Source organism: Rhizobium sp. ERR 1071, from assembly GCF_007828675.1.
Lineage (GTDB): Bacteria > Pseudomonadota > Alphaproteobacteria > Rhizobiales > Rhizobiaceae > Rhizobium > Rhizobium dioscoreae.
On the sequence record NZ_VITM01000020.1, the window covers coordinates 32,558 to 56,589 of the forward strand.

At 55.8% G+C, this 24,032-nt stretch carries 21 protein-coding genes; 9 read left to right on the forward strand and 12 right to left on the reverse strand.

Annotation, left to right across the window (positions count from 1 at the left end):
* Positions 1–312 precede the first annotated feature (312 nt).
* Genes FBZ99_RS31925 through FBZ99_RS31940 form a run of 4 tightly spaced genes read left to right on the forward strand, consistent with a single transcriptional unit; the run spans position 313 to position 6,225 of the window.
* The gene (locus tag FBZ99_RS31925; RefSeq protein ID WP_145637149.1) at positions 313–3,747 is read left to right on the forward strand and encodes a response regulator; all 3,435 of its coding nucleotides are present in this window, start codon (positions 313–315) and stop codon (positions 3,745–3,747) included.
* A gap of 38 nt (positions 3,748–3,785) precedes the next feature.
* Positions 3,786–4,583, forward strand: a complete 798-nt coding sequence (locus FBZ99_RS31930) for a CheR family methyltransferase (protein ID WP_145637212.1) — start codon at positions 3,786–3,788, stop codon at positions 4,581–4,583.
* Entirely contained in the window at positions 4,583–5,146 is a 564-nt protein-coding gene (locus tag FBZ99_RS31935; protein ID WP_145637152.1) for a chemotaxis protein CheB, read from the forward strand. The genes FBZ99_RS31930 and FBZ99_RS31935 overlap by 1 nt, the downstream gene beginning before the upstream one ends.
* Positions 5,147–5,154: 8 nt before the next feature.
* The gene (locus FBZ99_RS31940) at positions 5,155–6,225 is read left to right on the forward strand and encodes a sensor histidine kinase (protein ID WP_145637155.1); all 1,071 of its coding nucleotides are present in this window, start codon (positions 5,155–5,157) and stop codon (positions 6,223–6,225) included.
* Positions 6,226–6,471: 246 nt separating this feature from the next.
* On the opposite strand, the gene FBZ99_RS31945 is transcribed toward FBZ99_RS31940, so the two are convergent.
* The gene (locus tag FBZ99_RS31945) at positions 6,472–7,152 is read right to left on the reverse strand and encodes a winged helix-turn-helix transcriptional regulator (protein ID WP_113406824.1); all 681 of its coding nucleotides are present in this window, start codon (positions 7,150–7,152) and stop codon (positions 6,472–6,474) included.
* Positions 7,153–7,280: 128 nt separating this feature from the next.
* Between FBZ99_RS31945 and FBZ99_RS31950 the strand changes: the two genes are divergently transcribed.
* Positions 7,281–7,508, forward strand: a complete 228-nt coding sequence (locus FBZ99_RS31950) for a tautomerase family protein (RefSeq protein WP_095437836.1) — start codon at positions 7,281–7,283, stop codon at positions 7,506–7,508.
* A gap of 203 nt (positions 7,509–7,711) precedes the next feature.
* Here FBZ99_RS31950 and FBZ99_RS33825 read toward each other — a convergent pair whose 3' ends face one another.
* The 4 genes from FBZ99_RS33825 to FBZ99_RS31965 all read right to left on the reverse strand — a co-directional run bounded on the left by FBZ99_RS33825 (position 7,712) and on the right by FBZ99_RS31965 (position 11,298).
* Positions 7,712–7,837: a hypothetical protein gene (locus FBZ99_RS33825; RefSeq protein ID WP_274538734.1), complete on the reverse strand. Its 126-nt coding sequence runs from the start codon at positions 7,835–7,837 to the stop codon at positions 7,712–7,714.
* A gap of 142 nt (positions 7,838–7,979) precedes the next feature.
* Entirely contained in the window at positions 7,980–8,282 is a 303-nt protein-coding gene (locus tag FBZ99_RS31955) for a hypothetical protein (RefSeq protein WP_095437837.1), read from the reverse strand.
* 372 nt (positions 8,283–8,654) lie between these two features.
* The gene (locus FBZ99_RS31960; protein ID WP_145637158.1) at positions 8,655–9,425 is read right to left on the reverse strand and encodes a response regulator transcription factor; all 771 of its coding nucleotides are present in this window, start codon (positions 9,423–9,425) and stop codon (positions 8,655–8,657) included.
* Positions 9,426–9,870: 445 nt separating this feature from the next.
* Entirely contained in the window at positions 9,871–11,298 is a 1,428-nt protein-coding gene (locus tag FBZ99_RS31965) for a sensor domain-containing diguanylate cyclase (RefSeq protein WP_095437839.1), read from the reverse strand.
* A gap of 658 nt (positions 11,299–11,956) precedes the next feature.
* Here FBZ99_RS31965 and FBZ99_RS31970 point away from each other — a divergent pair.
* The 3 genes from FBZ99_RS31970 to FBZ99_RS31980 all read left to right on the forward strand — a co-directional run bounded on the left by FBZ99_RS31970 (position 11,957) and on the right by FBZ99_RS31980 (position 14,942).
* Complete coding sequence (locus FBZ99_RS31970) at positions 11,957–13,897, forward strand: methyl-accepting chemotaxis protein (protein WP_095437840.1); 1,941 nt, start codon at positions 11,957–11,959, stop codon at positions 13,895–13,897.
* The gene (locus FBZ99_RS31975; protein WP_145637161.1) at positions 13,897–14,373 is read left to right on the forward strand and encodes a chemotaxis protein CheW; all 477 of its coding nucleotides are present in this window, start codon (positions 13,897–13,899) and stop codon (positions 14,371–14,373) included. Before FBZ99_RS31970 ends, FBZ99_RS31975 begins: the two co-directional genes overlap by 1 nt.
* A 269-nt stretch (positions 14,374–14,642) precedes the next feature.
* Positions 14,643–14,942: an ArsR/SmtB family transcription factor gene (locus FBZ99_RS31980; protein ID WP_281408418.1), complete on the forward strand. Its 300-nt coding sequence runs from the start codon at positions 14,643–14,645 to the stop codon at positions 14,940–14,942.
* A 320-nt stretch (positions 14,943–15,262) separates the two neighbouring features.
* Here FBZ99_RS31980 and FBZ99_RS33730 read toward each other — a convergent pair whose 3' ends face one another.
* Positions 15,263–15,496: a hypothetical protein gene (locus FBZ99_RS33730; protein ID WP_246661252.1), complete on the reverse strand. Its 234-nt coding sequence runs from the start codon at positions 15,494–15,496 to the stop codon at positions 15,263–15,265.
* A 207-nt stretch (positions 15,497–15,703) separates the two neighbouring features.
* Between FBZ99_RS33730 and FBZ99_RS31985 the strand changes: the two genes are divergently transcribed.
* Positions 15,704–17,068: a methyl-accepting chemotaxis protein gene (locus FBZ99_RS31985; protein WP_333783694.1), complete on the forward strand. Its 1,365-nt coding sequence runs from the start codon at positions 15,704–15,706 to the stop codon at positions 17,066–17,068.
* Between the two features lie 409 nt (positions 17,069–17,477).
* Here FBZ99_RS31985 and FBZ99_RS31990 read toward each other — a convergent pair whose 3' ends face one another.
* From FBZ99_RS31990 to FBZ99_RS32015, 6 genes are all read right to left on the reverse strand, one after another.
* The gene (locus tag FBZ99_RS31990; protein ID WP_145637164.1) at positions 17,478–18,350 is read right to left on the reverse strand and encodes a DeoR/GlpR family DNA-binding transcription regulator; all 873 of its coding nucleotides are present in this window, start codon (positions 18,348–18,350) and stop codon (positions 17,478–17,480) included.
* Positions 18,351–18,442: 92 nt separating this feature from the next.
* On the reverse strand, positions 18,443–19,993 hold the full coding sequence (locus FBZ99_RS31995) for an ABC transporter substrate-binding protein (RefSeq protein ID WP_145637167.1): 1,551 nt from the start codon (positions 19,991–19,993) through the stop codon (positions 18,443–18,445).
* Between the two features lie 45 nt (positions 19,994–20,038).
* Entirely contained in the window at positions 20,039–20,905 is an 867-nt protein-coding gene (locus tag FBZ99_RS32000) for an ABC transporter permease (protein WP_145637170.1), read from the reverse strand.
* A complete protein-coding gene (locus FBZ99_RS32005; protein ID WP_145637173.1) occupies positions 20,902–21,840 on the reverse strand; it encodes an ABC transporter permease in 939 nt (312 codons plus the stop codon). Before FBZ99_RS32005 ends, FBZ99_RS32000 begins: the two co-directional genes overlap by 4 nt.
* Entirely contained in the window at positions 21,837–22,835 is a 999-nt protein-coding gene (locus FBZ99_RS32010) for an ABC transporter ATP-binding protein (RefSeq protein ID WP_145637175.1), read from the reverse strand. The genes FBZ99_RS32005 and FBZ99_RS32010 overlap by 4 nt, the downstream gene beginning before the upstream one ends.
* Positions 22,832–23,875: an ABC transporter ATP-binding protein gene (locus FBZ99_RS32015; RefSeq protein WP_442966529.1), complete on the reverse strand. Its 1,044-nt coding sequence runs from the start codon at positions 23,873–23,875 to the stop codon at positions 22,832–22,834. The genes FBZ99_RS32010 and FBZ99_RS32015 overlap by 4 nt, the downstream gene beginning before the upstream one ends.
* Between the last annotated feature and the right edge of the window lie 157 nt (positions 23,876–24,032).

The following is a 24,032-nucleotide window of genomic DNA, read 5'->3' on the forward strand; positions in this document are numbered from 1 at the left end:
TTCAAAAAATGCTTTAGCGGCGGTGTTGTTCCTTTTTGCAGTTCAGTTGGCGCATGTTGCTTCGAACGGCGCGAAGAGACCAAATCAAACAAAGCTACTAATTCTCTCCCTGCTTGTGCCTCCAGCCGCCGAACGGATTGCCTGAGATATAAATGAGGGTCGGATTAAAAAAGGAAAGAGATCGGGAGCGGGTTATATGATAATTCCCCAGAAACCGATACGCTTCGCTATCCCAATCTGATATGGCCTTCCGATGCAATCCCCGCGTGCTTGTGGAGCATTCTCTTTCAGGTAGCCATGGTGAGAATTTTTATGAAACATAAGTTTAGACCCCGAGCTTCCACCGGGATATTGGGTCTCGATCCCGCGGTTGCGATCGCCCTTATCAGTGCCATTGTTTTCTTTGTTGCCAGCAGTGCTATTGCATACCTTAATCTTCTTGCACTTCAGGAAGGCAGCGACGGCATTCGCCGCTCTCACGACGTTATCGTAGCCCTCGATGAGCTGCTGTCTCAGACACAAAACGCCGAAACGGGTCAGCGTGGCTTTCTTCTGACGAACAGCGAGAATTACCTGCAGCCTTATAAGGCCGCTCTTCTGGCCATACCGGAGAAGCTGGCTGAGGTCACCGAACTGACACAAGGCGACGTCGAGCAGACCAAGAAAGTGGCGACGCTGAAACAGCAGGTCGAGGTTAAGCTATCTGAACTTGCTGAAACAATCGAACTTCGGCGTGTTCAAGGTCTCGAAGCGGCACTTTCGATAGTCAATTCAAGCCGCGGCAAGGACGCTATGGATGCAATTCGGTCGCAGATAGCGGCTATTGCTCATGAAGAGGCTGAGACCCGTGCGCAGCGTACGAATGCCATGGCAAGTGCGCAGCAGCGAGCGTTTCTAAGCACTATTTTAGCGGGTATTCTCGGTATCGTATTGACTGCGACCATCGGCTTTCTCATGCGTCGTGCGACTTTGGCACGCCGCCGCGATGAATGGCTTCAATCCGGCGAAGTAGGACTCGCATCCGCGATGATTGGCGATCAGTCGATTGATACGCTTGGCAATAGTCTTCTTGAGTTTCTGGGACGCTATGTCGGGGCCGTCGCCGGCACGGTGTTCACAAGCAATGGTGGCACTTTTCGGAGAGCTGCGGTCTACGGCGTTCCTGCTGGTGCGAACTTGCCCACGACCTTTACTGCACGCGAAGGGCTTCTTGGACAGGTTGCCGTCGAAGGGCGAGTTTTGATCGTCGATGACGTTCCGGATGGCTATCTTGCCTTCGGTTCGGCGCTTGGAAAGGACAAGCCGAGACATCTTGTTATCGTGCCCGGTAAAATCGACAACGTCGTCAACACGGTGATCGAACTCGGTTTCTTGCGCCCGATTGACGAAACGATCATCACGCTTTTGGAGGAAACGTCCGAGGCGGTCGCGATCGCAGTTCGATCGGCAAGCTACCGGAGCGAGCTTCAAAATCTTCTTGAGGAGACACAGCGGCAGTCGGCCGAGCTGCAGGCACAGAGCGAAGAGCTTCGCGTCTCGAACGAGGAACTGGAAGAGCAGGGCAGGGCCTTGCAGGAGTCCCAAGCCCGCCTGGAACAACAGCAGGTCGAGCTTGAGCAAACCAATCTGCAACTGGAACAGCAAGCCCGGCAATTGGAGGCCCAGCGCGATGACCTCGAGCGGATCAACGCATCCGTCGAACTCAAAGCTCGCGAACTCGAGAAAGCGAGCCGGTACAAATCTGACTTCCTTGCCAACATGTCGCATGAACTGCGGACGCCGCTGAATTCGTCGCTTATTCTGGCAAAGTTGCTGGCAGACAATCCCGATGACAATCTAACCGAGGAACAGGTAAAGTTCGCCAAAACGATCCAGTCTTCTGGCAACGATTTGCTCAACCTGATCAACGATATTCTCGATCTTTCGAAAATCGAAGCCGGTCACATAGATATCAATCCACAGGTTGTGTCGCTTGAGAGGTTGGTTGACAATCTGCGTCAGGTTTTCGAACCCCTGGCCGGCGACAAGCGTCTCGCGTTCAAAATCGTGGTCGCCCAGGATACTCCGAACACCATTGAGACCGACACACAGCGTCTGGAGCAGGTCCTCAAGAACCTCTTGTCAAATGCGATCAAATTTACGGAAGCAGGAACGATTACGCTATCCATTTCGAGAACCGAAGGAGGTAGCGTCGCGTTTTCGGTTTCCGATACCGGTATTGGCATAGCGCAAGAACAGCAGCAGAGCGTCTTCGAAGCCTTTCACCAGGCCGACGGCACCATCAGCCGCAAGTATGGCGGCACTGGCCTTGGGCTGTCGATTTCCAGGCAATTGATCCGGCTTCTGGGTGGGACGATTGCGGTCGAAAGCGAGCCGGGGCGGGGCAGCATATTTACGATCACACTTCCATCGACCTTTGATCCTTCGAGGGTTGCCTCACCTGAACCTTCCGCTCCAACTTTTTCCGAAACGAACGCATACGTCTCGGAAAGCAATCGATCGCCGGCCAGCATCCCATTTCGCAAGATTGATGATGACAGGGAGACGCTGATCGACGCCAAGCGAGTTCTTCTCGTTATTGAGGACGACGCGAATTTCGCATCGATCGTCCGTGACCTTTCGCGGGAGATGGGGTTTCAATCCATCGTAGCAGGCACGGCTGAAGAGGCATTGATCCTTGCAAAAGAGTTTCTACCCAGTGCAATCGTCTTGGATGTGGGTCTGCCCGATCAATCTGGCCTGGCAGTTCTTGACCGCCTGAAAAATGACGTGCAGACCCGCCACATTCCGATCCATGTCGTATCCGGTGACGACCATACCGAGGCGGCCTATTGGCTTGGTGCAGCGGGCTACGCGTTCAAGCCCGTCAGTCGTGATCAATTGGTCGAAGTCCTACAGAAAATCGAAGCAAGGCTGTCCCGTCGCGTCCACCGGATCCTGATCGTCGAGGACGACGTCGTGCAGCGCGAAGCGGTTGCGAAGCTGCTGGCGTCACCCGATGTTGAAACAATCACCGCCAGCACCGCGGCTGACTGTCTGAACCTGCTCAAGCAACAGACATTCGATTGCATGGTGCTGGACCTCACGCTTCCCGATGCTTCGGGCTATTCTCTCCTCGAAACACTGAGTCAGCAAAGCGCATACGCGTTTCCGCCTGTCATTGTTTACACCGGTCGGGAGTTGTCGGACGATGACGAACAACGGCTTCGCCGTTACTCGAAATCCATCATAATAAAGGGGGCGAAATCACCTGAACGCCTACTCGATGAAGTCAGCCTTTTCCTCCATCAGGTGATTTCCGAGCTGCCGGTCGAACGTCAGAAAATGATCCGGAAAGCTCGTAACCGGGATGCGGCGCTGGAAGGCCGACGGATTCTCGTCGTCGAAGACGATGTGCGCAATGTCTACGCTCTTTCCAATATCCTTGAGCCGAGGGGCGCAACTGTCCAGATCGCGCGCAATGGTCGCGAAGCAATAGAAACGCTGGAGGCGGCCTCCGCGTCACCAGACACGGCCATCGATCTGGTTCTCATGGACGTCATGATGCCGGTGATGGATGGGCTTAACGCAACACGGGAGATCAGGAAGAATCCCGCATGGAAAAAAATGCCGATAATAACCTTGACGGCCAAGGCCATGCCGGACGATCAGCAACGCTGTATTGAGGCGGGTGCCAACGACTATATGGCCAAACCTCTCGATGTGGAGAAGCTGCTGTCCCTCGTTCGCGTCTGGATGCCAAAGTGAGCGAAACACTGACACCTGAAAACATCGAAAATATCGAGATGCGTCTTCTTCTGGAGGCGCTATTTCTCAAATATCATTACGATTTCCGCAATTATGCGATGGCATCAATCAGACGCCGGCTGAAACAGGCCCGGCAGAACCTTGGTTTTGCGAGCTTTTCCGCATTGCAGGAAAGTTTGCTGCATGACCCGGACATGGTCGCGACGCTCCTGCGCTACCTTACCGTGCAGGTGAGTGAGATGTTTAGGGATCCCAGCTATTTCAAGGCGATCCGCGAAAAGGTCGTGCCGCATCTGCGAACCTATCCTTCGTTGAAGGTCTGGATTGCCGGATGCAGCACGGGCGAGGAACTGTATTCGTTTACCATTCTGTTTCGTGAAGAAGGGCTTGAAGATCGCACAATCTTTTACGCGACCGATATCAATCAAGAAGCGCTTCAGACGGCGGAGGCGGGAGTCTACCCCCTCGACCGCCTTCGACACTTTACGGAATGTCATCGACAATCCGGCGGAAAATCCTCGTTATCCGACTATTATCAGGCGGCCTATGGCAGGGCGTCGTTCGATAAAAGCCTGCGGCGGAATGTTGTGTTTTCCGATCATAGTCTGGTGACGGATGCCGTCTTCGGAGAAATGCATTTCATCTCTTGCCGGAACGTCATGATCTATTTCGATCGGGTGCTTCAGAATCGGGCTATCGCTCTCTTCAGAGACTCTCTGGTCCGAAAAGGGTTTCTGGGACTGGGGAGCAGGGAAAGCATTCGCTTCTCGGAAAATGCTTCCGCCTTTCATGAATTCGTGCGTGACGAAAAGATCTACCAAAGGAGGGTGGATTGATGCCGGGACGCTACGAGGCCGTGGTGATCGGTGCGTCTGCTGGTGGTGTGGAGGCGCTTTCGGACATTCTTCCCTATGTCCCCGAGACGTTCTCTCTACCTATTGTCGTGGTGGTCCATGTTCCGCCAGACCGGCGCAGCATAATGGCGGATCTCTTCCAGGCGAAGTGCGTGCTGTCCGTAATCGAGGCGGAAGACAAGCAACCACTTGCGGGGGGCACGATTTATTTCGCGCCCTCGGACTATCACCTTCTCATCGAGGCCGAAGGCAGTCTTGCGCTCTCAAATGAAGAGCCGATTCTGTTTTCTCGCCCCTCCATCGACGTTCTGTTTGAAAGTGCCGCAGACGCTTACGGCTCGCGCTTGATCGCGATCGTGCTGACCGGCGCCAATAACGATGGTGCAAAGGGGCTTCGAGCCGTTGTTGACGCCGGCGGAATGGCCATTGTCCAAAACCCCGTCAATGCAGCTGCCGCCGCTATGCCGATGGCGGCCATCTCAATGGTGCCCGAAGCTTCCATTATGGAACTTGCGGCGATCCGCGAATTTCTCGGGAAGATTTGAGGCTATTCATGAATCAGGTTCCATTTCTTCTTGTCGATGATCTCGAGGAAAATCTCTTGGCCCTGGAGGCCTTGTTGCGCCGTGATGACGTTCTTCTGCTGAAAGCGCGATCGGGCGATCAGGCACTGGAATTACTATTAAAGCATGACGTCGCTCTTGCGCTGGTGGACGTCCACATGCCCGGCTTAAACGGTTTCGAGCTTGCCGAGCTGCTGCGTGGAAACGAGCGTACTCGCCACATTCCGATCATCTTCGTCACGGCTGGCTCTGGCGATACCCGGCCGCGATTTCGGGGTTACGAGGCGGGTGCCGTCGACTTCATCCAAAAGCCGATCGAGCCTGACGTTTTGCGAAGCAAGGTCGCGGTCTTTCATGAACTTTTCCGCCAAAGGCAGCAGCTTGCTGCCCAACGTGACGCACTCGCCGCGCAGGCGGAAGCACTCAAAGGCGCGGCGCGAGACAAGGACCTCTTGCTGCGTGAGATCAACCATCGTATCAAGAATCTCTTCAGCCTTACCTCCGGGCTGATCTCATTGAGCGCCAAGTCAGCGGCTAGCGCGGCCGACCTGGCAAACGAGTTGAGGTCACGCCTCCAAGCGCTGGCGCGCGCCCATGAGCTGACCTTGCCGGACCTTTCTGGCAACGGCGAGCTCGCAGCGGCTGCCACCACGGTAAAGACGTTGCTAAGGGCAATTCTCGCGCCATATGAGCACGAGCAGGGCGCGAAGATCATCATCCAAGGTTCAGATCACCCGTTAGAAGGTAAAGCTCTGACTTCGTTTGCGCTTCTGATGCATGAACTGGTTACAAATTCTGCCAAATATGGCGCACTATCCGCTCCAGATGGCGCGTTGACTGTGGATTTATCGGTGACGGGAAGCTTGCTTCATCTTCTTTGGGGGGAAAGCAATTCACCAGGCCCCTCGCAACCCTCGCTGCGAGAGGGTTTTGGCACTATGCTGGAAAAGGCCGCTCTCACGGGCCTGAATGGATCTATGACGAAGGACTGGCACGACGCCGGCCTGAGACTTTCGTTAGATGTTCCAGTCTCAGCACTCTTAAACTCCGAGTTGCGATGAACATGATCAGAGTTGACCTCGGAAGGCTTGGCTGAACATGATCCTTGCGCGGTGGGCCTGGCCGACGATGGGGCCGTTACCAGCATGGATTTATGACCGATTGACGTATTCCGCCAGAGAATGGGCATTCTGACAAGGTGAAGTTCTTGGCTCATCGACAGATTTCGCAGGGGGAACTTCTTCATAACAAGGTCTTGGGTGCATATCTGTTCAAGCGCATAGTTCACAAGATCGGCGCGAGGAGTTTCACTCCGCCGCGTCACGCGTGGGGGCGGCGAAGCTGCTCAACACCAGCCAGCGCTCAATCGAGCCCTTCAACGCAGCGTCGCCGGAAACATAAATTTCGCCGCCTTCGAGTGCAGGCCGGATCGGCGACCAGCCCATCCACACGCTGGTTAGGGTTTTCAGCGGGCTTTCGACGAACAGGTCGACAGCAAAGCCCGGATCGCTGACGCATAGGTCGGTGTCGCAGCCCGGCCGCACGATCAGCCAATAGTGACGTTCGGGCGCCGGCTGGTCGGGAAAGATGAACTGCACGACACAGCGCCGATCGGGAAACTGGCTGCGGTCGATCTTGCGCCGCACGTTCCACATCAAAAGCCGGCTGTCGAGATCACGCAGGCTGACCTCGCAATCGATATTCTCGTGCGCCCATTGGCCTAAGGCATGGACGATTGGCTCCAGTTTGCGCCCCATCGCCGTCGAATGATAGCCGTCGGTGTCGCGGCGGATCAGGCCGCCGGCTTCCATCTCCTTGAGACGGCGTGACAACAGGGTGGGTGACATGCCCGGCACACCTCGGTGAATATCGTTAAAGCGTGTCGAGCCCGACCACATCTCACCGAGGATCAGCAGGGTCCAGCGCGGCTGTAACAGCTCGCAGGCTTTCGCCACGGGACAAAACTGGTTGTAATCGCCCTCGGCCATGGCGGCACCTCCGTTGTGCGTGGGATCCTAACACGGATCGCCCGGCATGACTGCTACACTTCCTACAGTGGCCGCCGCACTCCCGGCGCTCCATCCTTGGCCCGCGACCACAACCAAAGGAGATCGCCATGCCACTCGTCACCATCGACGTCATCAAGGACGTCTTCACCCCGGCGCAAAAGGCCGACCTGATCCACGAAGTCACCGCCGCCATGATCCGCGTAGAAGGTGAAGCCATGCGCGGCGTCACCTGGGTCAAGATTAACGAGATCGCCTCGGGCGACTGGGCAATCGGCGGCCAACCCCTGACAACACAGGATGTGCAAAAGCTGGCGGCCACGCCGGTTCCAGCCTGAATGTGCGCGCTGCGGTCACTTAATCCGTGCGCCGGACGGCGCCGCCGACAAGCTGATTGACGACCAGCGACAGCGGCGTCGCCTTCAGCCGGGTTGTTGCTCTGGATCTCGATCTCATAGTTATGGTGCCGGATCAGGCCGTTCCATCGGAACAACAACTGAATGGGTTTGGCAGTGTCAGCCACTTTTTGGAGCCAGCGATCCTATGGATGAGCGCGGACCAGCACCATCGCAGGCCCGGCCAAAAACGTCAGCCCGAGCAAGAGCGAAACGCCGATCTTCAGAAGCTTGATGCGCCGTGTTCTGGCGCCATCCCAGTCATAGATCACAGAGAACTCCCGAGTGCCAAACAAACCCCTCTCGGCTTGAGGGCACTGATGCGACGTGCTCCGCCAAGCAAAATCGATACGTACCCCTTTTAAGATTGTCGTCAGCGAAATACAACTTAGTCAATGGTGAGACGAGGGTGGATTAATGGATCGTCCCGACCGCCAAACGTGCTTGGCAACGCGTTTGCAGGGCGCGGATCAAGGTGACAGCGTTTCCGAGAATCGCCATATTGCTCGAGCTGCAACATATCGCCAGGTCTTGACGCATGACCTTCAACATCCATCCGATATCGAGAAGCGATCTCACCGTCTGGGCATCCCCGTCGCTGGCGACATCGAAGGCGAGATTTGAGATGGTCGTCGCGAGGAAATCAACGCGGTCAAGCCGCTCGCTATGATCAAGCTGCGTGTAAGGAATTGTTGAGGCTTCGTCGTTTTCCAACATATGAGTATCCTCCGAAAGAGAAAGAGGGCCGCGCAGGTCGTAAGGTCAAGAGGAACATCCTCCACATTCAAGGGCCGAACGACCTCCCATGAGCCGATGCATCCGTGCCCGGATTTCAAATCGCCTCGGGTCGGTACGAAGGTCCCAAGTCGTTGATCGATTCCAATAGGTGGCGGGTACCACTTTCGCCATTGTCATTGCCCGGGAATACACAGCGACAACGAACATGGCCCTTCCCGCAGTCCCAATCCGAAGTAAGGTCGCGTCCGAATAGTCGCGCAGTGTGTTGGCAACCGTCAAGCGCCCTGTCTGGTCGCCTGGGACTTCCGCTGCGATTGCGTCCCGGCGATCCTGTTTCGAAAGGAAATGGAGTCACCGAGCAAGTTCGCGCATCTTATAGGCGACCTCAGTCCGGTTCGTCGCATTTAGTTTTTTCATGATGTTGCGAACGTGTACCTTCACAGTGCTTTCGCAAAGGTCCATTTCGTACGCGATGATCTTGTTTGCTTTCCCGCGTCGCAGGCCCTCTGCGACGACTACTTCACGTGGCGTAAACATGCCGTCTAGCAAATCGTTTCGTGGCGCGGCATTGGCGGTGATCGCCTCCTTGGCAGCAAGCAGGCTGCTTGCCGGCACAAAGACGCCGCCTGCGCGGGCAAGCGCCACCGCTTCGGCCGCAACCTTGATACCAACGTTGCTCGGGATATAGCCGCGAGCGCCACATTCCATAGCGTGCAGGAGTTGAGCGAGTTCATCGCAATCGGCACCGACGATCACGGGACTCGTCTCGAATCTTTCCGCAAGAGCGCGGATCTTGGCGCTGATGTCTGTGTCGGATACCTTGCGGCCCCCGATCATGAACAAGATTGCGGACGGCAATGTCTTCATATCGCGCATTTGCCATTCCTCCAACGAACCCGCTGTTATGATATGCAGCGCACTGTCATAGTCAGCCAGGCTCTTCGAAAGACACTCACGATCCAGAGCACGGGAATCGATGAGGAGAACGTAGTCTTGCCATTCATCGATACCGGGAGTGCCGGCAGTGATGAACGGACGCAGTGAGTTTGATGTTGGAACGGAAAAAATGCGCGCGCCCGATTCCGGTGTAAATTTCTCACTCGTGATCGATTGTCCAATCATGGCCGTTCTCCCAACTATTAAAGGCCTTTTTAAATATTCACGGTTCCATGTTTTTAAATTCCTGGTTTTGTATTTTCCTGTATTTTTACTTTGCGCATTAACATAGGTTAATGTAGAGCTCTAACTTCGATAAAAATTATTCTTAAAGCGACTTTCGCAAATACATTTAATTTTCCTAAAGTATTATTTACTCCGAGATGCCAGAGCAAGCGCCGGTTGCATCCTGACAGTCGGCTTCGGAAACTCGCCTTATATAGCGACGCAACGGCTGACGCATTCTGCCTGTGGACCGAATACACCGCGGAAATGGCGGCTTGAGAAACAGCCAGGCTGCCAATCCGACACCAAACTCAAACAACTTGGCAGTACCGTCCAGCGACGGCAAACGAGATTGAAGGACAGCGTTGAGTTTCGAAGTGGGAACGCGAAATATTGCTGCAGGTGTTCAACGCTGGGCGACCATTTTTAGCGCCTGCGAGGAAGATTTGTATTTTTCCATCGTCGACTCCAAGATCACAGCTCCGCGTGCGATCGATTTTGCGCAATAAAGTGCCGCGTCCGCGCCTTTAAGGGCAGCCTCACAGCTTGTTTCGTTTCGCGAAACCTCGCTGATTCCAAACGAAGCGCCAACGGAGATTTCGCAGCCCAACAGAAGCATTTTGGCTGAAAGAGAAGTGGCTAACTTTTGACAGATTTCTGCCGCCTGTGTTGCAGATAGGCCCGGCATCATGATGGCGAACTCATCACCGCCAAGACGAAAAATCCTGTCTTCCGGGCGGACCCCTGCTCGTAGCCGCGCGGCTACGACCTTTAACAGCTCATCGCCCATGGCATGGCCGCAAGTATCGTTGACGGCCTTAAAGCCATCGAGATCGAGGCAAGCGATCATCAACGGCCCTTTTTTTGTCAAGGTCGAAAATTCCGGCTCCAGAAGCGAGCGGTTGGCAAGGCCTGTCAGGAAATCATGCGTTGCGGCATGCCGCATCTGCCGCTCCCGGTTCATCAGCATTTGAGCTGTTGTTTGGGTGATGCGGATCATCAACGCAGCGCCGGCGACAAGAACAAATGCCACGGTCAAGATCAGAGGTAACGATTGCCAAAGAAAGTCCGAAGCGGGCGTTGGCGGAAGCCAGGATAGAACTTCGATTTCACCCTCCGTTCCGACGGCGATTTCGGCACGCGCGCGGTCGGGTAAGACCGTAGGAAGGGGACCGATTTGCGCGTTGTTGAGGAGAAAACGTTTCCCGAAGAAATCTTGCAGGGTACCGCCGATCGGCATGGCTGTTATGAGAACGGGCGCGCGATCACCTTTGGGTTTGAAAGTCCCGAAATCCGGCTGGAACAGGCTGGCCGAAAGCAGGACCGCCTCGTCCCCCATTACCTCAATTCGGCTCATTGCCAACGGTGATGGAATGCCCGGCTTTGCCGGTCGTTGCTCACGGGAGCGGATGGCTGTCAGAAGCTCGGAGGAATCCTTGACCATTGCAGTGGGACCACGCGCGAAAAAGGGCTTGTCCTTCACCGTGTCATCCGTCCGTGAGTAGATGATCGCGTCATGGGAATCGAGGACGACTACTGAACGTGTTCTCGATGTGCCGATTAAAGAAGCCCCGATGTTTCTGTCAGCCCACTCTTGGTCAAAGGAATTATCCAGCTTTGCGATTGCCTCATCCCAAATGGTCCAGGCTGTCAGAGAAAATTCAACGTCGGAAATCCACAACGAGATATTCCGTTCGACGAGCATCTCCTGACTTCGCCGTGCCTCAGCGTCGATCCGCTTCACTCCATAGTAGGGAAAGGTGGCCATCGCGGCGATAAATAAAGCTATGCCGACGATCGCCGGGCCGAGGAGCCGGATATGTAAGAAACGCATGTCTGCTCGTCGTCCCGATGCTTTAGGATAGTTAGGTTAACATAGACCTCAGAGCTTACCGCGATGTTATCAAGCAGAAACTTGAAACACGTCTTCCGCATCTCATTGTCTTGGGGAGCGCATATTATTGACGAGCTTCCTCAACCGGAGCCCACGATACTAAGCGGTATGGAAGCCTCTCACGGCATCGAAGGGTTTGGTGCACCGCCGCAAAGAAACTGGATGCGTCGAACAGAACTCAGCCTCTGGCGGAGGCGACAAGCCGTGGACTGATCGATTAAGTAACGGCGCGTGTATGTATAAAGAATCTAATATATATCAAATCATGTATTCTCAAAAAATATTTTATCGTTTTGATAAAGATACTTGCGAGAGCTGCAATCCTTCTCGAAATTATCAAAAAATAAACGAAGTTATATGATTAATCGGGCCACAGGGTCTTCCCATGACGGCAGAAGCTTCCCTGTAAGCCAGACGTTCGAATTTAGATACGCGAGCTCAAAATTGGGTAGCAGTGAATAATCGCGCATGGAGGCTTTCTGCCTCCGGCAAACTAGACGCATGCACTTCTTATCCTCTGAAACACTGGCCGCTCACTCAGGGCGCCGCGATGAAGGCGGTTCTTTGCTCGACTTTCGCTGGACCAAGAGGATTTACGATGTCCGCGTTCAACAACCTAAAAATCGTCACCAAAATTTCAATTGCGTTCACCGTGCTTATCCTGCTGAGCATCGCTGTCTGCGCTATTAATCTGAGCGGTTTGGCGCGGCAAAACGCAGCCGTAGGCATCACTGAGCATACTTACCAAGTACTGTCGACGCTGGATCGTATCACGGCATCGATGGTCAATCAGGAGACTGGCCTCAGGGGCTATCTCATCGCCGGCGACGATGCATTTCTGGCTCCTCAAAAGGCAGGTCAAGCAAGCTATCGCCAGGCTCTAAGTGACGTGAAGGCGTTGACCGCGGACAATCCGCTTCAGCAGTCCCGATTGGTCGCTCTGGACGGCTTCGTGTCCGATTGGACCGGAAAGGTTTTGCAAAAGGAAATCGCACTCATGCAGAGCGCGGGTTCGCAGGATCAGGCGCGCGCATTGGAGGCATCAGGAGCTGGCAAGCAGTACATGGACGCGATCCGTGCCAAGGTTACTGAAATGGCCGCAGACGAGCGGGGGTTGCTTGAAAAGCGGAATGCCGACGCCAGGCAAGCTGCACAAACCACCGCCTTCAGCAATTATGTCAGCTGTGCCTTGACGATCGGGCTCTCGCTTACAGCTTTGTGGCTCATCTATCTCGTCGTGGTCAAACCGATCAAGAGCATCAATGTGGCAATGCGTAGGCTCGCTGACGGGGATCGCGATAGCCAAATACCCCACAACGAGCGCCGGGACGAAGTCGGCGAAATGGCGGCAGCTGTGGAAGTGTTCCGCGAGAATGCCATCGAGCGGGTTCGCCTGGAAGGGGAAACCGAAGCCAACCGCTCGATGAGCGAGCGCGAGCGCATCGAACGAGAAAAGCAAAAGGCCAAGGAAGCCGCAGACGTGCAGTTTGCCGTCGATAACCTCGCCTCCGGTCTATCGAAACTTTCGGAGGGGGATGTTTCCTACCGTATCCACCAGCCCTTCGCGGCGTCGCTCGATGGCGTTCGCAGCGACTTCAACAACTCCGCCGACAAGCTGCAGGTGGCGTTGAGCAATGTTGCCCAGAACGCTCGCGGCATCGATGCCGGCGCCAACGAAATCAAATCAGCCGCCGACGATCTCGCCAAACGAACCGAGCAGCAGGCCGCGGCCGTAGAACAGACTGCAGCCGCACTGGAGCAGATTACCACCACCGTCAAGAACTCCACGCAGCGCGCCCAGGATGCGGGACAGCTGGTGGCGCGCGCCAAGGCCGGAGCGGAGCAATCAGGGGAGGTCGTACGCCGCGCCGTTGCGGCCATGGAGCAGATCGAGACATCCTCCGGAGAGATTTCCAACATCATCGGTGTCATTGACGAAATCGCGTTCCAGACGAATCTTTTGGCGCTAAACGCCGGTGTCGAGGCGGCACGGGCAGGTGACGCCGGAAAGGGATTTGCCGTCGTCGCGCAAGAGGTCCGCGAACTTGCTCAACGATCCGCCCATGCGGCAAAGGAAATCAAGGCACTGATTAACACCTCCAATGGTCAGGTTCAGCAGGGCGTCCAGCTGGTCGGCGATACCGGAAAGGCTCTTCAGACGATCGTGGCTGAGGTACAGGAAATCAATCGCCACGTGCTGGCGATCGTGGAATCGGCGCAAGAGCAGTCTTCCGGGCTTCAGCAGATCAACACGGCCGTCAACCAAATGGACCAGGATACACAAAAGAACGCGGCTATGGTCGAAGAGACAACAGCTGCAAGCCACAGCTTGGCAAAGGAGGTTATCTCGCTCAACCAGCTGCTGGGCCAATTCAGACTCGAGGAGGCAATTCCTCGACAGGCAACATCTGTCCGTACTGCCAATATCCACGACAAGCCGATCAGCTCTCCGGCCAAGGCACTCGGACGCAAGATCGCTTCGGCTTTTTCCGGCAATGCGGCCATCGATACTAAAAGCGGCCAATGGGAGGAATTTTGATGGACATCTCCCTCAAATCTAGTGATCACCTTCTGGAGATCATCGCGTTCATGCTGCATGATCAGCAGTTCTGCGTACGCACCATCTCCATACGAGAAATTCGCGGTTGGGGCCCCGTGACACCGTTGCCCCACACTCCGCCAGAAGTCATGGGCGTGATGAATCTGCGCGGTTCGGTCATCCCGATCGTGGACCTTGCTGTCAAGCTGGGAATGCCGCCGGCACAAACGACCGAACGCAGTGCCATTGTCGTCACCCATGTCCGGGGTAGGACCATTGGCCTTATGGTTGACCGAGTCTCCGATATTTTGACGGTATCGACATCCGACCTCCAGCCTGTGCCAATAGCAGCCGGACTTTCGACATCCGGCTGCGCAGAGGGTATTTTCGCTCGAGGCAAAGACATGATCTGCTTCCTCAATCTCGATGGGATCTTCGCCTCAAACGCGGCCGAGGCATGGGAGGATGTCGCCTAGACTTGGGCGTAAGGCCGGCCGCGATGTCGTATATGCGGTCGGCAGCCTATAAGCCCCGCTATCTAAGAATTGCCGGCGTATCATACTGATCATGTCGGACGTGAATTGCTTGATGATTACGAACGCCCGTCACGCTCCGTTAACGACCAATTCGCCGCTGCGCCTTTGCCGTAGCGGGGCAAGGCGAAATCTTGTATGTATTTCTCCTGTTTTGCCGTGGAGGCTCAGCCATGTATTCTACGAGAAATGGGGGGAAGGCACGTGCCGAAATGCATGCTGGCCTCCTGAGTGCGTTTTCGCATCCGACACGCCTTCTTATTTTGAACGCCATTCGCATGCGAGAAGTTAACGTCGGGGAGCTTTGCGAGATTTGCGGCCTCAGTCAGTCGGCTATATCGCAACACTTGGCGCGGCTCCGAGAGCAGGGCGTCGTGAAGACGCGCAGGGTGCATCAGATGATCTTTTATCGGCTTGCCTCACAGGATGCCGAGAGGCTGCTTGTGGCATTAGGGGAGATCCATGGTGGCGGAGGAGGAGCTCCCGTTGATCGCCATTCCGGGGGATTTTGATCGAAATGACGCATAGCAGGCGATTTCCTGGCTTGGTGGTCGGCGCGCGTTGCGTTCGAGTTTAATGTAACTATCGTCGAACTGCGGAAGTCATTCGATCGGAAATAACGCTTCCCGTGAGGCATTGCGGCGTCCCTGCGTTGCATATAATAGAGCGTCAGCGCGAAATAATAGATATTCCAGGTGGTTACCATCAAAAAATTTTGAGATTTAACTATTTTTTATCCAAAATATACCACCATTTTATTGGAAATAATTGAATTATCTCAATCGAGAATCCGCTCGATCTTGTCGCCTTTACCAATTTCCGCCGCTAGACTTCATGAAGGGGAGCTGTTTTCGTGCTGGGATTCTTCGACAATAATGAGAAGGCGAAATTGCGGGCGCTCGATACCATTAGCGCCAATATCATGATCGCCGACGCCAAGCTCAACATCACGTATCTGAATAATGCCACGCGCGAGCTGCTGAAGCAGGCCGAGGGCGATCTCAAGAAAGAGCTGCCGAGATTCGAAGTCGACAAGCTTGTCGGATCCAACATCGATATCTTCCATAAGAACCCATCCCATCAGCGCGGCATGCTGTCAAAACTCACCACTCAGCATCGCGCCACTATCTCCGTGGGACGCCACAGCTTTGATCTTATCGTGACGCCGCTAAAACATGGACAGGCTGTTACCGGATTTGTGGTCGAATGGGCTGACGCAAGGGCGCGACTGCAAAATCTCGATTATCAGGCCCAGATGGAGGCAATCAGTCGCGTGCAGGCGATCATTGCGTTCACGCCTGATGGCGAAGTCTTGTCCGCCAACCAGAACTTCCTCGAAGCTCTTGATTACCGTCTTGACGAGATCAAGGGTCAGCATCATCGCATGTTCGTCGATCCCAACTATGCGGCGTCGCAGGAGTACCAAGATTTCTGGACCCAATTGCGCGCCGGCAAGGTGCAAGCGGCTGAATTCGTGCGTTTAGGCAAGCGCGGAAAGCGAGTGGTGATCAATGCCTCCTATAATCCAATTCCAGATGAGAAAGGTCGGATAGTCAAAGTCGTCAAATTCGCAACCCTGGTGACGGAACGTGTCCATGCGGTCGACACCATCGGCGATGCCTTGACCAGAATGGCGGCGGGGGATCTTTCATTTGAGCTGACGAATCCGTTTGCGCCCGATTTCGAGCTGTTGCGGAGTAACCTCAATGCCGCGCTTGCACAGCTGAACGGCACCTTGAGTGGCGTTTCGCAATCGAGCGATCTGCTTGAAAGCAATTCTCGCGAAATCAGTCACAGCGCCAATGATCTATCGCGGCGCACGGAACAGCAGGCTGCTTCGCTCGAGGAAACCGCCGCCGCGCTCGATGAAATCACTGTCAACGTCACCAATGCGTCGCGCCGTGCCGAGGAGGCGCGGTCGGCAACTCAGACTGCCGACGAGAGCGCAGCCCGGTCCGGCAGGATCGTTGCCGAAGCGGTCGAGGCCATGGCCGGAATCGAGCGCTCTTCGAGCCAGGTCTCGAATATTATCGCGGTGATCGACGAGATCGCGTTTCAGACCAATCTGCTGGCGTTGAACGCTGGCGTTGAGGCGGCGCGCGCAGGTGAAGCGGGCAAAGGCTTCGCAGTCGTGGCGCAGGAGGTCCGCGAGCTGGCCCAGCGTTCGGCGCAGGCGGCAAAGGAAATCAAGGAACTCATCCGCAACTCGTCGGAAGAAGTTGCAAGGGGTGTGAAACTCGTCAGCGAAACCGGCTCCGCGCTCAAGATTATCCAGCAGCAGATCGTGTCGATCAACGACCATATGCAGGCAATCGCCAGTTCGGCCAAGGAGCAGGCGACGGGTCTTGCGGAAGTAAATACCGCGGTCAACCAAATGGACCAGACCACGCAACAAAACGCTGCCATGGTCGAGGAATCGACCGCCGCCAGCGCGACGCTCGCCAAGGAGACGGCGAAGCTGCGGGAAATGGTGGCGCAGTTTCACTTGCGAGACAGCTCCCGATCACCCGTGCTGGCTGCGGCCGCTCCGACCACATCATGGCGTGAAGATCCCGCGCCTGAGCGCCAAGCGCGAATTCGCCGGCGCGCGAATGTCGGTAATGCTGCCCTTCAGCCCCAGGGATGGGAGGATTTCTGACAAACTCGCTCGTCCTGAGACGGCAGCTTTTCAGCTATGGATGAGCAAGCACGTTTAGTGTCGCCTTTGTGCAATACGCCGGCATGCCCCACGCATGAATGTCTGCGGAAACCTAGGAAGCGACTAAAGACATTATGGGATCAATTGACGTCAGGAGATAATCCCAGTCAGACCAACAGGGATATCGCGCTGTGCTCCTATTCAGTCATTCCAGCTCAGGGTCTTGGCTCCCCTAACGAATTTGTTAGATATTGAATTTCGAATAACAGGATCGTGGGTTCAAACCCTATCAAGAGCAACATATTCGCGTTCAGGCAGCTGCGGATTTGGGCAGTCTAAAAGCCGGCATCCCCAAGTACTTCCTGCCAGACTTGGTGTGCATGTCGAGCCACCAGCCCTTTGCGGCACGTCACGAGAGATGTCGCGTTCGATGATGATAATCGTGAGATTCCTGATCGATTGATATTGGTTTGACCACCTCGATACCCTTGTCGTCTAGGAAGTCTTTATGATCCGTATCAAGCTCGCCGTCGGTCGCAAATGCCTTCACTTTGCTGAACGGAAGAATCACATGCGCATCTGTGCGACCAATCTTACCGCGATCCATGACGAAAGCCACTGCGCTGGAACGCTCCTCCAGAACATGCGCGAATTCGACGTGTGCCCGTGATGGGCCTAAGAAGCCATGTCGGAAATTCAGAGCGCTTCCGCCGAGCACACTGAGATCAAACAACCGGTCCTGCAGTGATCGAAGAACTTCAGGTCCACCCGTCGAAAGATTCCGGCCGTTGATGACGCCCCCCAGCAACGTTACGGTGCAGTTCGGTGCTGGAGCCAGCACGCTTGCAATCGTCAGCATGTTAGTGGTCACCGATAGGGTCAATCCCGATCGGGCGATTGCCTCAGCCAGGAATTGCAGGGTCGAGCCACCATCCAGAAAGACTGTCATGTTTTCTGAAAATAACCCCAACGCTGCTTCAGCTGCCTTTCGTTTCGCTGCGGTATCGATATCTAAGCGTTCGCCGATGGGACGTCTGGCCGTGAGGTCGATCGCGCCGGCAGGTTGAACGCCGCCATGGACGCGGCGCAAAAGGCCATCCTGTTCCAGGCTACGAATATCCCTTCGAATTGTTTCGGGTGAGGCCCGAAAGCGCTCAGCGAGATCGCCAACAGCAATTACCTCGCCCTTGGTCAATAAGGACAGGATGCTTTGCCGTCGCGCGGCCCCTAGCGTTGCTCCTTCTCTTGCACGTCCTCTTCCGCGGCCTATTCCATTAGTCATAATGTCTCCTATAATCAGCCGCTAACATCGCTTTTGCTGCGGTGATATATGGTCACCTCCAACTAAGATGACCACTTCTACCTAGCACGGGCTCAAAGGCTCCTCGTCGCTGGATTGAACGGGCCGAAATCCATGGGAAGCGCAGGATAAGGGGTCCAAGCGACCTTCTTGGCGAGCGCAAAGAAGCCGCCGTTGCTGTGGAGGATGATGAAAGGCACCTGATCAGCAAGAAGTTCCAGCGACTTGCGCTGCAGTTCGCGGCGCTCCTGCGGGACAGTCGTGTGCTGGTATTTAGCGCCGATCGCTTGGTATTCGTCTGATTCCCAGATTCTAAGCTTGTTCAGTCCGCCGCCTGAGCCGTATTGCCGCCAGACCATCCCAGTTGCGTCAGGCCAGGCAGCCACTATCGATTCGTCCCAGACCGCGTTGCTCGGCTTTTGATAGACCTGAGTGAAGTTCTCGACAGGCTGCAGAACGACGTTGAGGCCGACGGCCTTCCACATTTCGACGAGCACCTGTGCGGTTACAACTTGGTTTGGGTACCAGTTATTGAGTAGCCGATAGGGGATCGGCTCGCCAGAATAACCCGACGCCTTGACGAGCTTGGCGGCCCTCTGCGGATCGTAGGCGGGCGCCGGAAAATCCGGCACGTAAGCGTCGCCAAACATCGGGTACTGGGCTCCATTCGGAAGCGAAATCTTGCCCGCCCACAATTGCTTAATAATCAGGTCGCGATCGATCGCCAAGCTCATGGCACGGCGAATATTGACGTCGGAGAGCCAAGGCCCGGTCGTATCTATAGCTAGGATGCGCAGATTGAGGATTGAGCCGCCGACGAGGTTCATACCAGAGCCTTCGACCGCCTTGAATTGATCACTGAGCACGTCGGAAATGATGTCGTAGTCTCCGGCCATCAACCCATTGAGGCGAGAGGCCGCTTCGGGAACGACGCGGAAGTCGATACGTGCAAATGGCGGCTGACCGCCCCAATAATCGTCGTGTGCTTCCAGCACCATGCCGACATCCTTCTTGTTCTGCACGATGCGGTACGGGCCGGTGCCGATCGGAGCGGCAAACCAAGTCTGCCAGCTACCGGCTTTTTCAAAAGCGGCGCGGCTGACGACTTGGCAGCTCCATGCGGCGAGCTTTTTTTCGATAAAGGGATCCGGTGCGTTGGTCTTGATCCGTACTGTGAGCGGGTCGATCGCCTCGACGCTTTCGATAGTGCGCTGATATTGGGCTGCGACCGTGGCCCCCTTGCCGTCGGGGCCCATTCGACGAATTTCGCTCAATGAGAAAACCACGTCGTCGGCGGACATGATGGAACCGTCATGAAACTTAACGTTTTCTCTAAGCTGGAATTCCAGTGTCCTATCGTCGATCCGTTTCCAAGACTTTGCCAGAGCGGGCTCCAGTGCCATGTCCTTACTGTAGTCGAACCGAAGCAATCCGTCATAGACATTGTAAAGCGTCCGCAAAGTCGGGGTGCTGTTTGCCATGACAGGGTCGGGATAGTCAGGTTGCGTGGGGAGGGCCACCACGATGCTTGGCCGGATCGCCACGGCAAATCCGCGACCCGTTAATGTTGCGAAAACCGAAGCTGCCGCGGCCCCCTGCATTAAGGTTCTTCTCGTAAACGACATGGGATGTTCCTTGTGGCAATGTTTGCGGGAATGTGGGTGTCAGGGTCACCTTGCCGGCCCGTCGAGCCTGTCGCGTAGCCAGTCCCCCAACAGAGAAACGGCAAGCGTCGTGAGCACGATGACTGTCGCCGGGATGAGCAGAATCCATGGGGCAGTCGTCAGATAGTCCCGACCATAGCCAACCATGGATCCAAGAGAAGTCGCCGGAGGTTGAACGCCGAGACCTAGAAAGCTCAATCCGCTCTCCACCAGAATAATCTCAGGAAACGAGATCGTCATGGAGACAATGAGTGTAGAGGCAACATTCGGCAGAATGTGCCTCAAGTAGATGCGTACCGGGCGGGCGCCAAGTTGCCGCACGGCTCCGGCGTAGCCTTGCGCGCTGGCAGCAATGGCAAGCCCGCGTGCAATTCGCGCATAACGCTCCCACCCGTGCAAGGCGAGCAGGCCAACGAAAATTGGAAGCGAATTGCCAACAAAGGCAAGGACGGACAATGCCAGGATCAAGAAGGGCATTGTCGCCTGGAAGTCGACAAGTGCTAGGATCGCATGCTCGATATAGCCTCGCGAATAGGCGGCGAGAAATCCGAGCGTCGTGCCCAAGACCGCCCCAAGCAGCGTCGCGCCAAATGCGATGAAGATGCTGAGCTGAATGGACAACAGGAGACGCGATAGCACATCCCGACCGAGTTCGTCTGTTCCCAGCAAATGCGCCGCCCTTCCGCCGAAGCCGAGAGGTGGCGACAACCGGTTCGTGAGATCGATCGCGCTGATGTCGTAAGGTTTAATTGCCTCAGCTGCGAACGCGATCAGAAGGAGGGCGATTACCCACGACAGGCTTACCCAGATAACTCGCGGTAGATGACGAGTGCTGACAATTCGGGAAGGCGCGGCCTCGATGTGATCGCTCATGACATAGCGCCTTTCCGGTGGGGTCGGCGCATTCTTGGATCGAGAATGCCGTAGAGGATGTCGACCGCGAAACTGGACGCAATCATCGTAACAGTGACCAGAAACAGCAGACACTGCACCACAGCAAGGTCGCGGCTGCTGACAGAGGAGACCAACAGCCGCCCAATTCCTGGCCAGGAGAAGACGTTCTCAACGAGGACAGCGCCCGCGATCAATTGTCCTACCATGAAGCCGACGATCGTCACCGTCGGAATGGCGGCGTTCGGCAATGCGTGCTTGAGTACCGCCGCCCGCCAGGGAACGCCTTTGGCACTGGCGGTGCGCATGAACGGTTGGTCGAGAACCTCCAGCAGAGCTCCGCGGGTATATCTGGCAAGCGTCGCGGCGCCGCCGACACCAAGGGTCGCGATCGGCAGGAGTGCATGACGCCAGCTTGCCGCTCCACCCGAGGGGAGCCAGCCGAGCCACACTGAAAAAACGAGCACAAGCACAAGCCCAAGAATGAAGGAAGGTACAGTGAAGCCACCGATCGCAAGCATCATCACACCCCGGTCAACCACAGTATCACGATGAAGCGCGGCAAGGACCCCGGCCGGTATACCGATAGCCAGATGGATCAAGAGCGCCGGAATTGTGATGGCGAGTGTGATTGGAATCCGCTCGAATACAACAGTAAAGGCGTCGCGGCCGTCGCGCATCGACTGACCGAGGTCACCGTGAAGAAGTGTCATGATGTAATTGAAGAATTGAACCGGCACAGGCTGATCGAGACCCCACGCAGACCGAAATGCCTCCAAGGCTTCCGGCGGGGCGTCGTTTGACAGGAAAGCCATTGCCGGGTCTCCGGAAAGCCGAAGCACGACGAAGGCGAATCCGATGACAAGCAAGATCGTCAGCAAGGCTCGAAGCAGGCGAGTGGCAAGGAAGTAGATCATCTCCCATCCCTCCGGGAGAAGATTGGCTGAGTTGTCGCGAGACAGGCAACGCTGCTCTTACTGCCGGTAACGACCGTCATCGTGGGTTTGGTCCGGCGGCAGGCGTCGCCTGCAATTGGACAGCGTGGATGAAATGGGCAGCCGGTTGGCCGCGCGGCTGGATTGGGCAGATCTCCCTTCAAAGCAATCAGGTCGTGGCTGACACCGCTTAGTCCAGGGATTGCCGACACCAGAGCCTGAGTGTAGGGATGCCGCGGCGACGTCAAAACCTCTTCGGCCGGTCCTTGCTCAACGATCTCGCCAAGATACATTACCGCGACACGGTGGGCGATTTGCCGAACGGCGCGAAGGTCATGGCTGATGAAAATAATTGCCGTCCCGAGCCGTCGCTGCAAATCGGAAAACAGGTTGATGATTTGTGTCTGTGTGGAGAGATCAAGTGCGGAGATGGGCTCATCACAGACGAGCAGATCTGGATTGGTCGCAAGCGCCCGCGCGATGACAACCCTCTGACGCTGACCGCCTGACAATTCTTGTGGCCGCCGGTCAGCATAGCTACGAGAGAGGCTGACAAGATCGAGCAGTTCTGCGACACGGCGAGAGCGATCGTGATTGCTGCCCATACCATGGATGTCGAGAGGTTCGCGGATTTGATCGGCAATTGACAGCCGGCGATCTAGTGTGCCCAGAGGATCCTGGAAGACCATTTGCATGCGCATACGCAGCTTGCGCCAGGCCGCGCTTCCACTTTTCGGCATTGGCTGATCGTTGAAATGGACGGAACCGCTGTCAGGACGTTCGAGACCCAGTAGTAATCTGCCAGTGGTGGATTTTCCGCATCCCGACTCGCCGACCAGTCCAAGAACCTCGCCACGCCGGAGATGTATCGAGAGGTGATCGACAACCCGAATGGTTCGTGCGCGAGAAAATGCTGCGGCCGATGCCCGGTAACTCTTGGTGAGCTCCGTTGCCAGTAGAAGTGGGGAAGCGCTCACGCTGCGTCCTCGACTTGTTTAGAGAGAAGCGCCTGTCGGTGGCAGGCGACGCGCCAGTGACTCGCATTCGAGGCAGCACACATTGCAGGCTCATGGCTAGTGCAGACATGAAGGCTCGTGTCACAACGTGGCGCAAAGGCGCAACCCGACGGTTCGGTACTGCCGCGCGGAGCACTGCCGATGGCATGCGAAGAATTCCTCCTCACGCCGTCCATTGTCGGGAAGGATGTTACCAATGCCTGTGAATATGGATGCCGCGGTTGTGAGAAGAGATCGGCGACAGGAGCTTCCTCGACGACTTTGCCGGCATACATGACATAGGCGCGCTGACAAATGTCCGCTATAACGCCGAGGTCGTGCGAGACAAAAACAAGCGCCATGCCCGTCTCGCGTTGGATTTCCTTTAGCAGTCTCAAAATTTGCGCTTGGATGGTCACATCGAGCGCGGTCGTAGGTTCGTCAGCGACGAGAAGATCGGGATTACCTGCGATCGCCATTGCGATCATCACTCGCTGCGCCTGTCCACCGGACAATTCAAACGGATATGCATCAAGTTTGCGCTGAGCATCTGGAATGCCGACCTGATCAAGGAGTCGTCTGGCTTGCACTCGCGCGGCCTGGCGCCCCGGCTGCCCATGTAAATTTAGGACTTCGGTGATCTGCGTGCCGATACGCTGCACAGGATTGAGCGCGCTGCCGGGATCCTGAAAAATCAACGCGATCCTGCCGCCACGAACTGTATCGAGCTGTTTTGGTCGCATGCCCAGCAACTGTTCGCCGGCAAGCGTCACGCTGCCGGACACTTTCGCCGTTGCGCTCAGAAGTCCAAGTGATGCAAGCCATGTCACGGACTTACCGCAACCGCTCTCACCTATGACGCCGACCGCTTCGCCGGCCGCGATATCCATGTCGACCCCGCGCAGTGCTCTTGCGGTTCCAAATTGAACCTTCAGATCTCGAATTGAAAGGAGAGGAGTCCGGGAGCGATCCCGGGCGATATTATCAGCGGTTGGCGGTGAAGTCGTATGTCGGGATGGGATGGCCCGCGTCAATAGATCCAGCATGCAAACATACCTCGTCGTGCGCTCGGAAATCTGGTTCGATTTACGAGGTGCGCGTGACGAGGAGATGACAAATGCCCGCTTTTGACCGAGTTTGATGGCTATTGCACGCCGGCGGTCAATTGAACTAAGATGG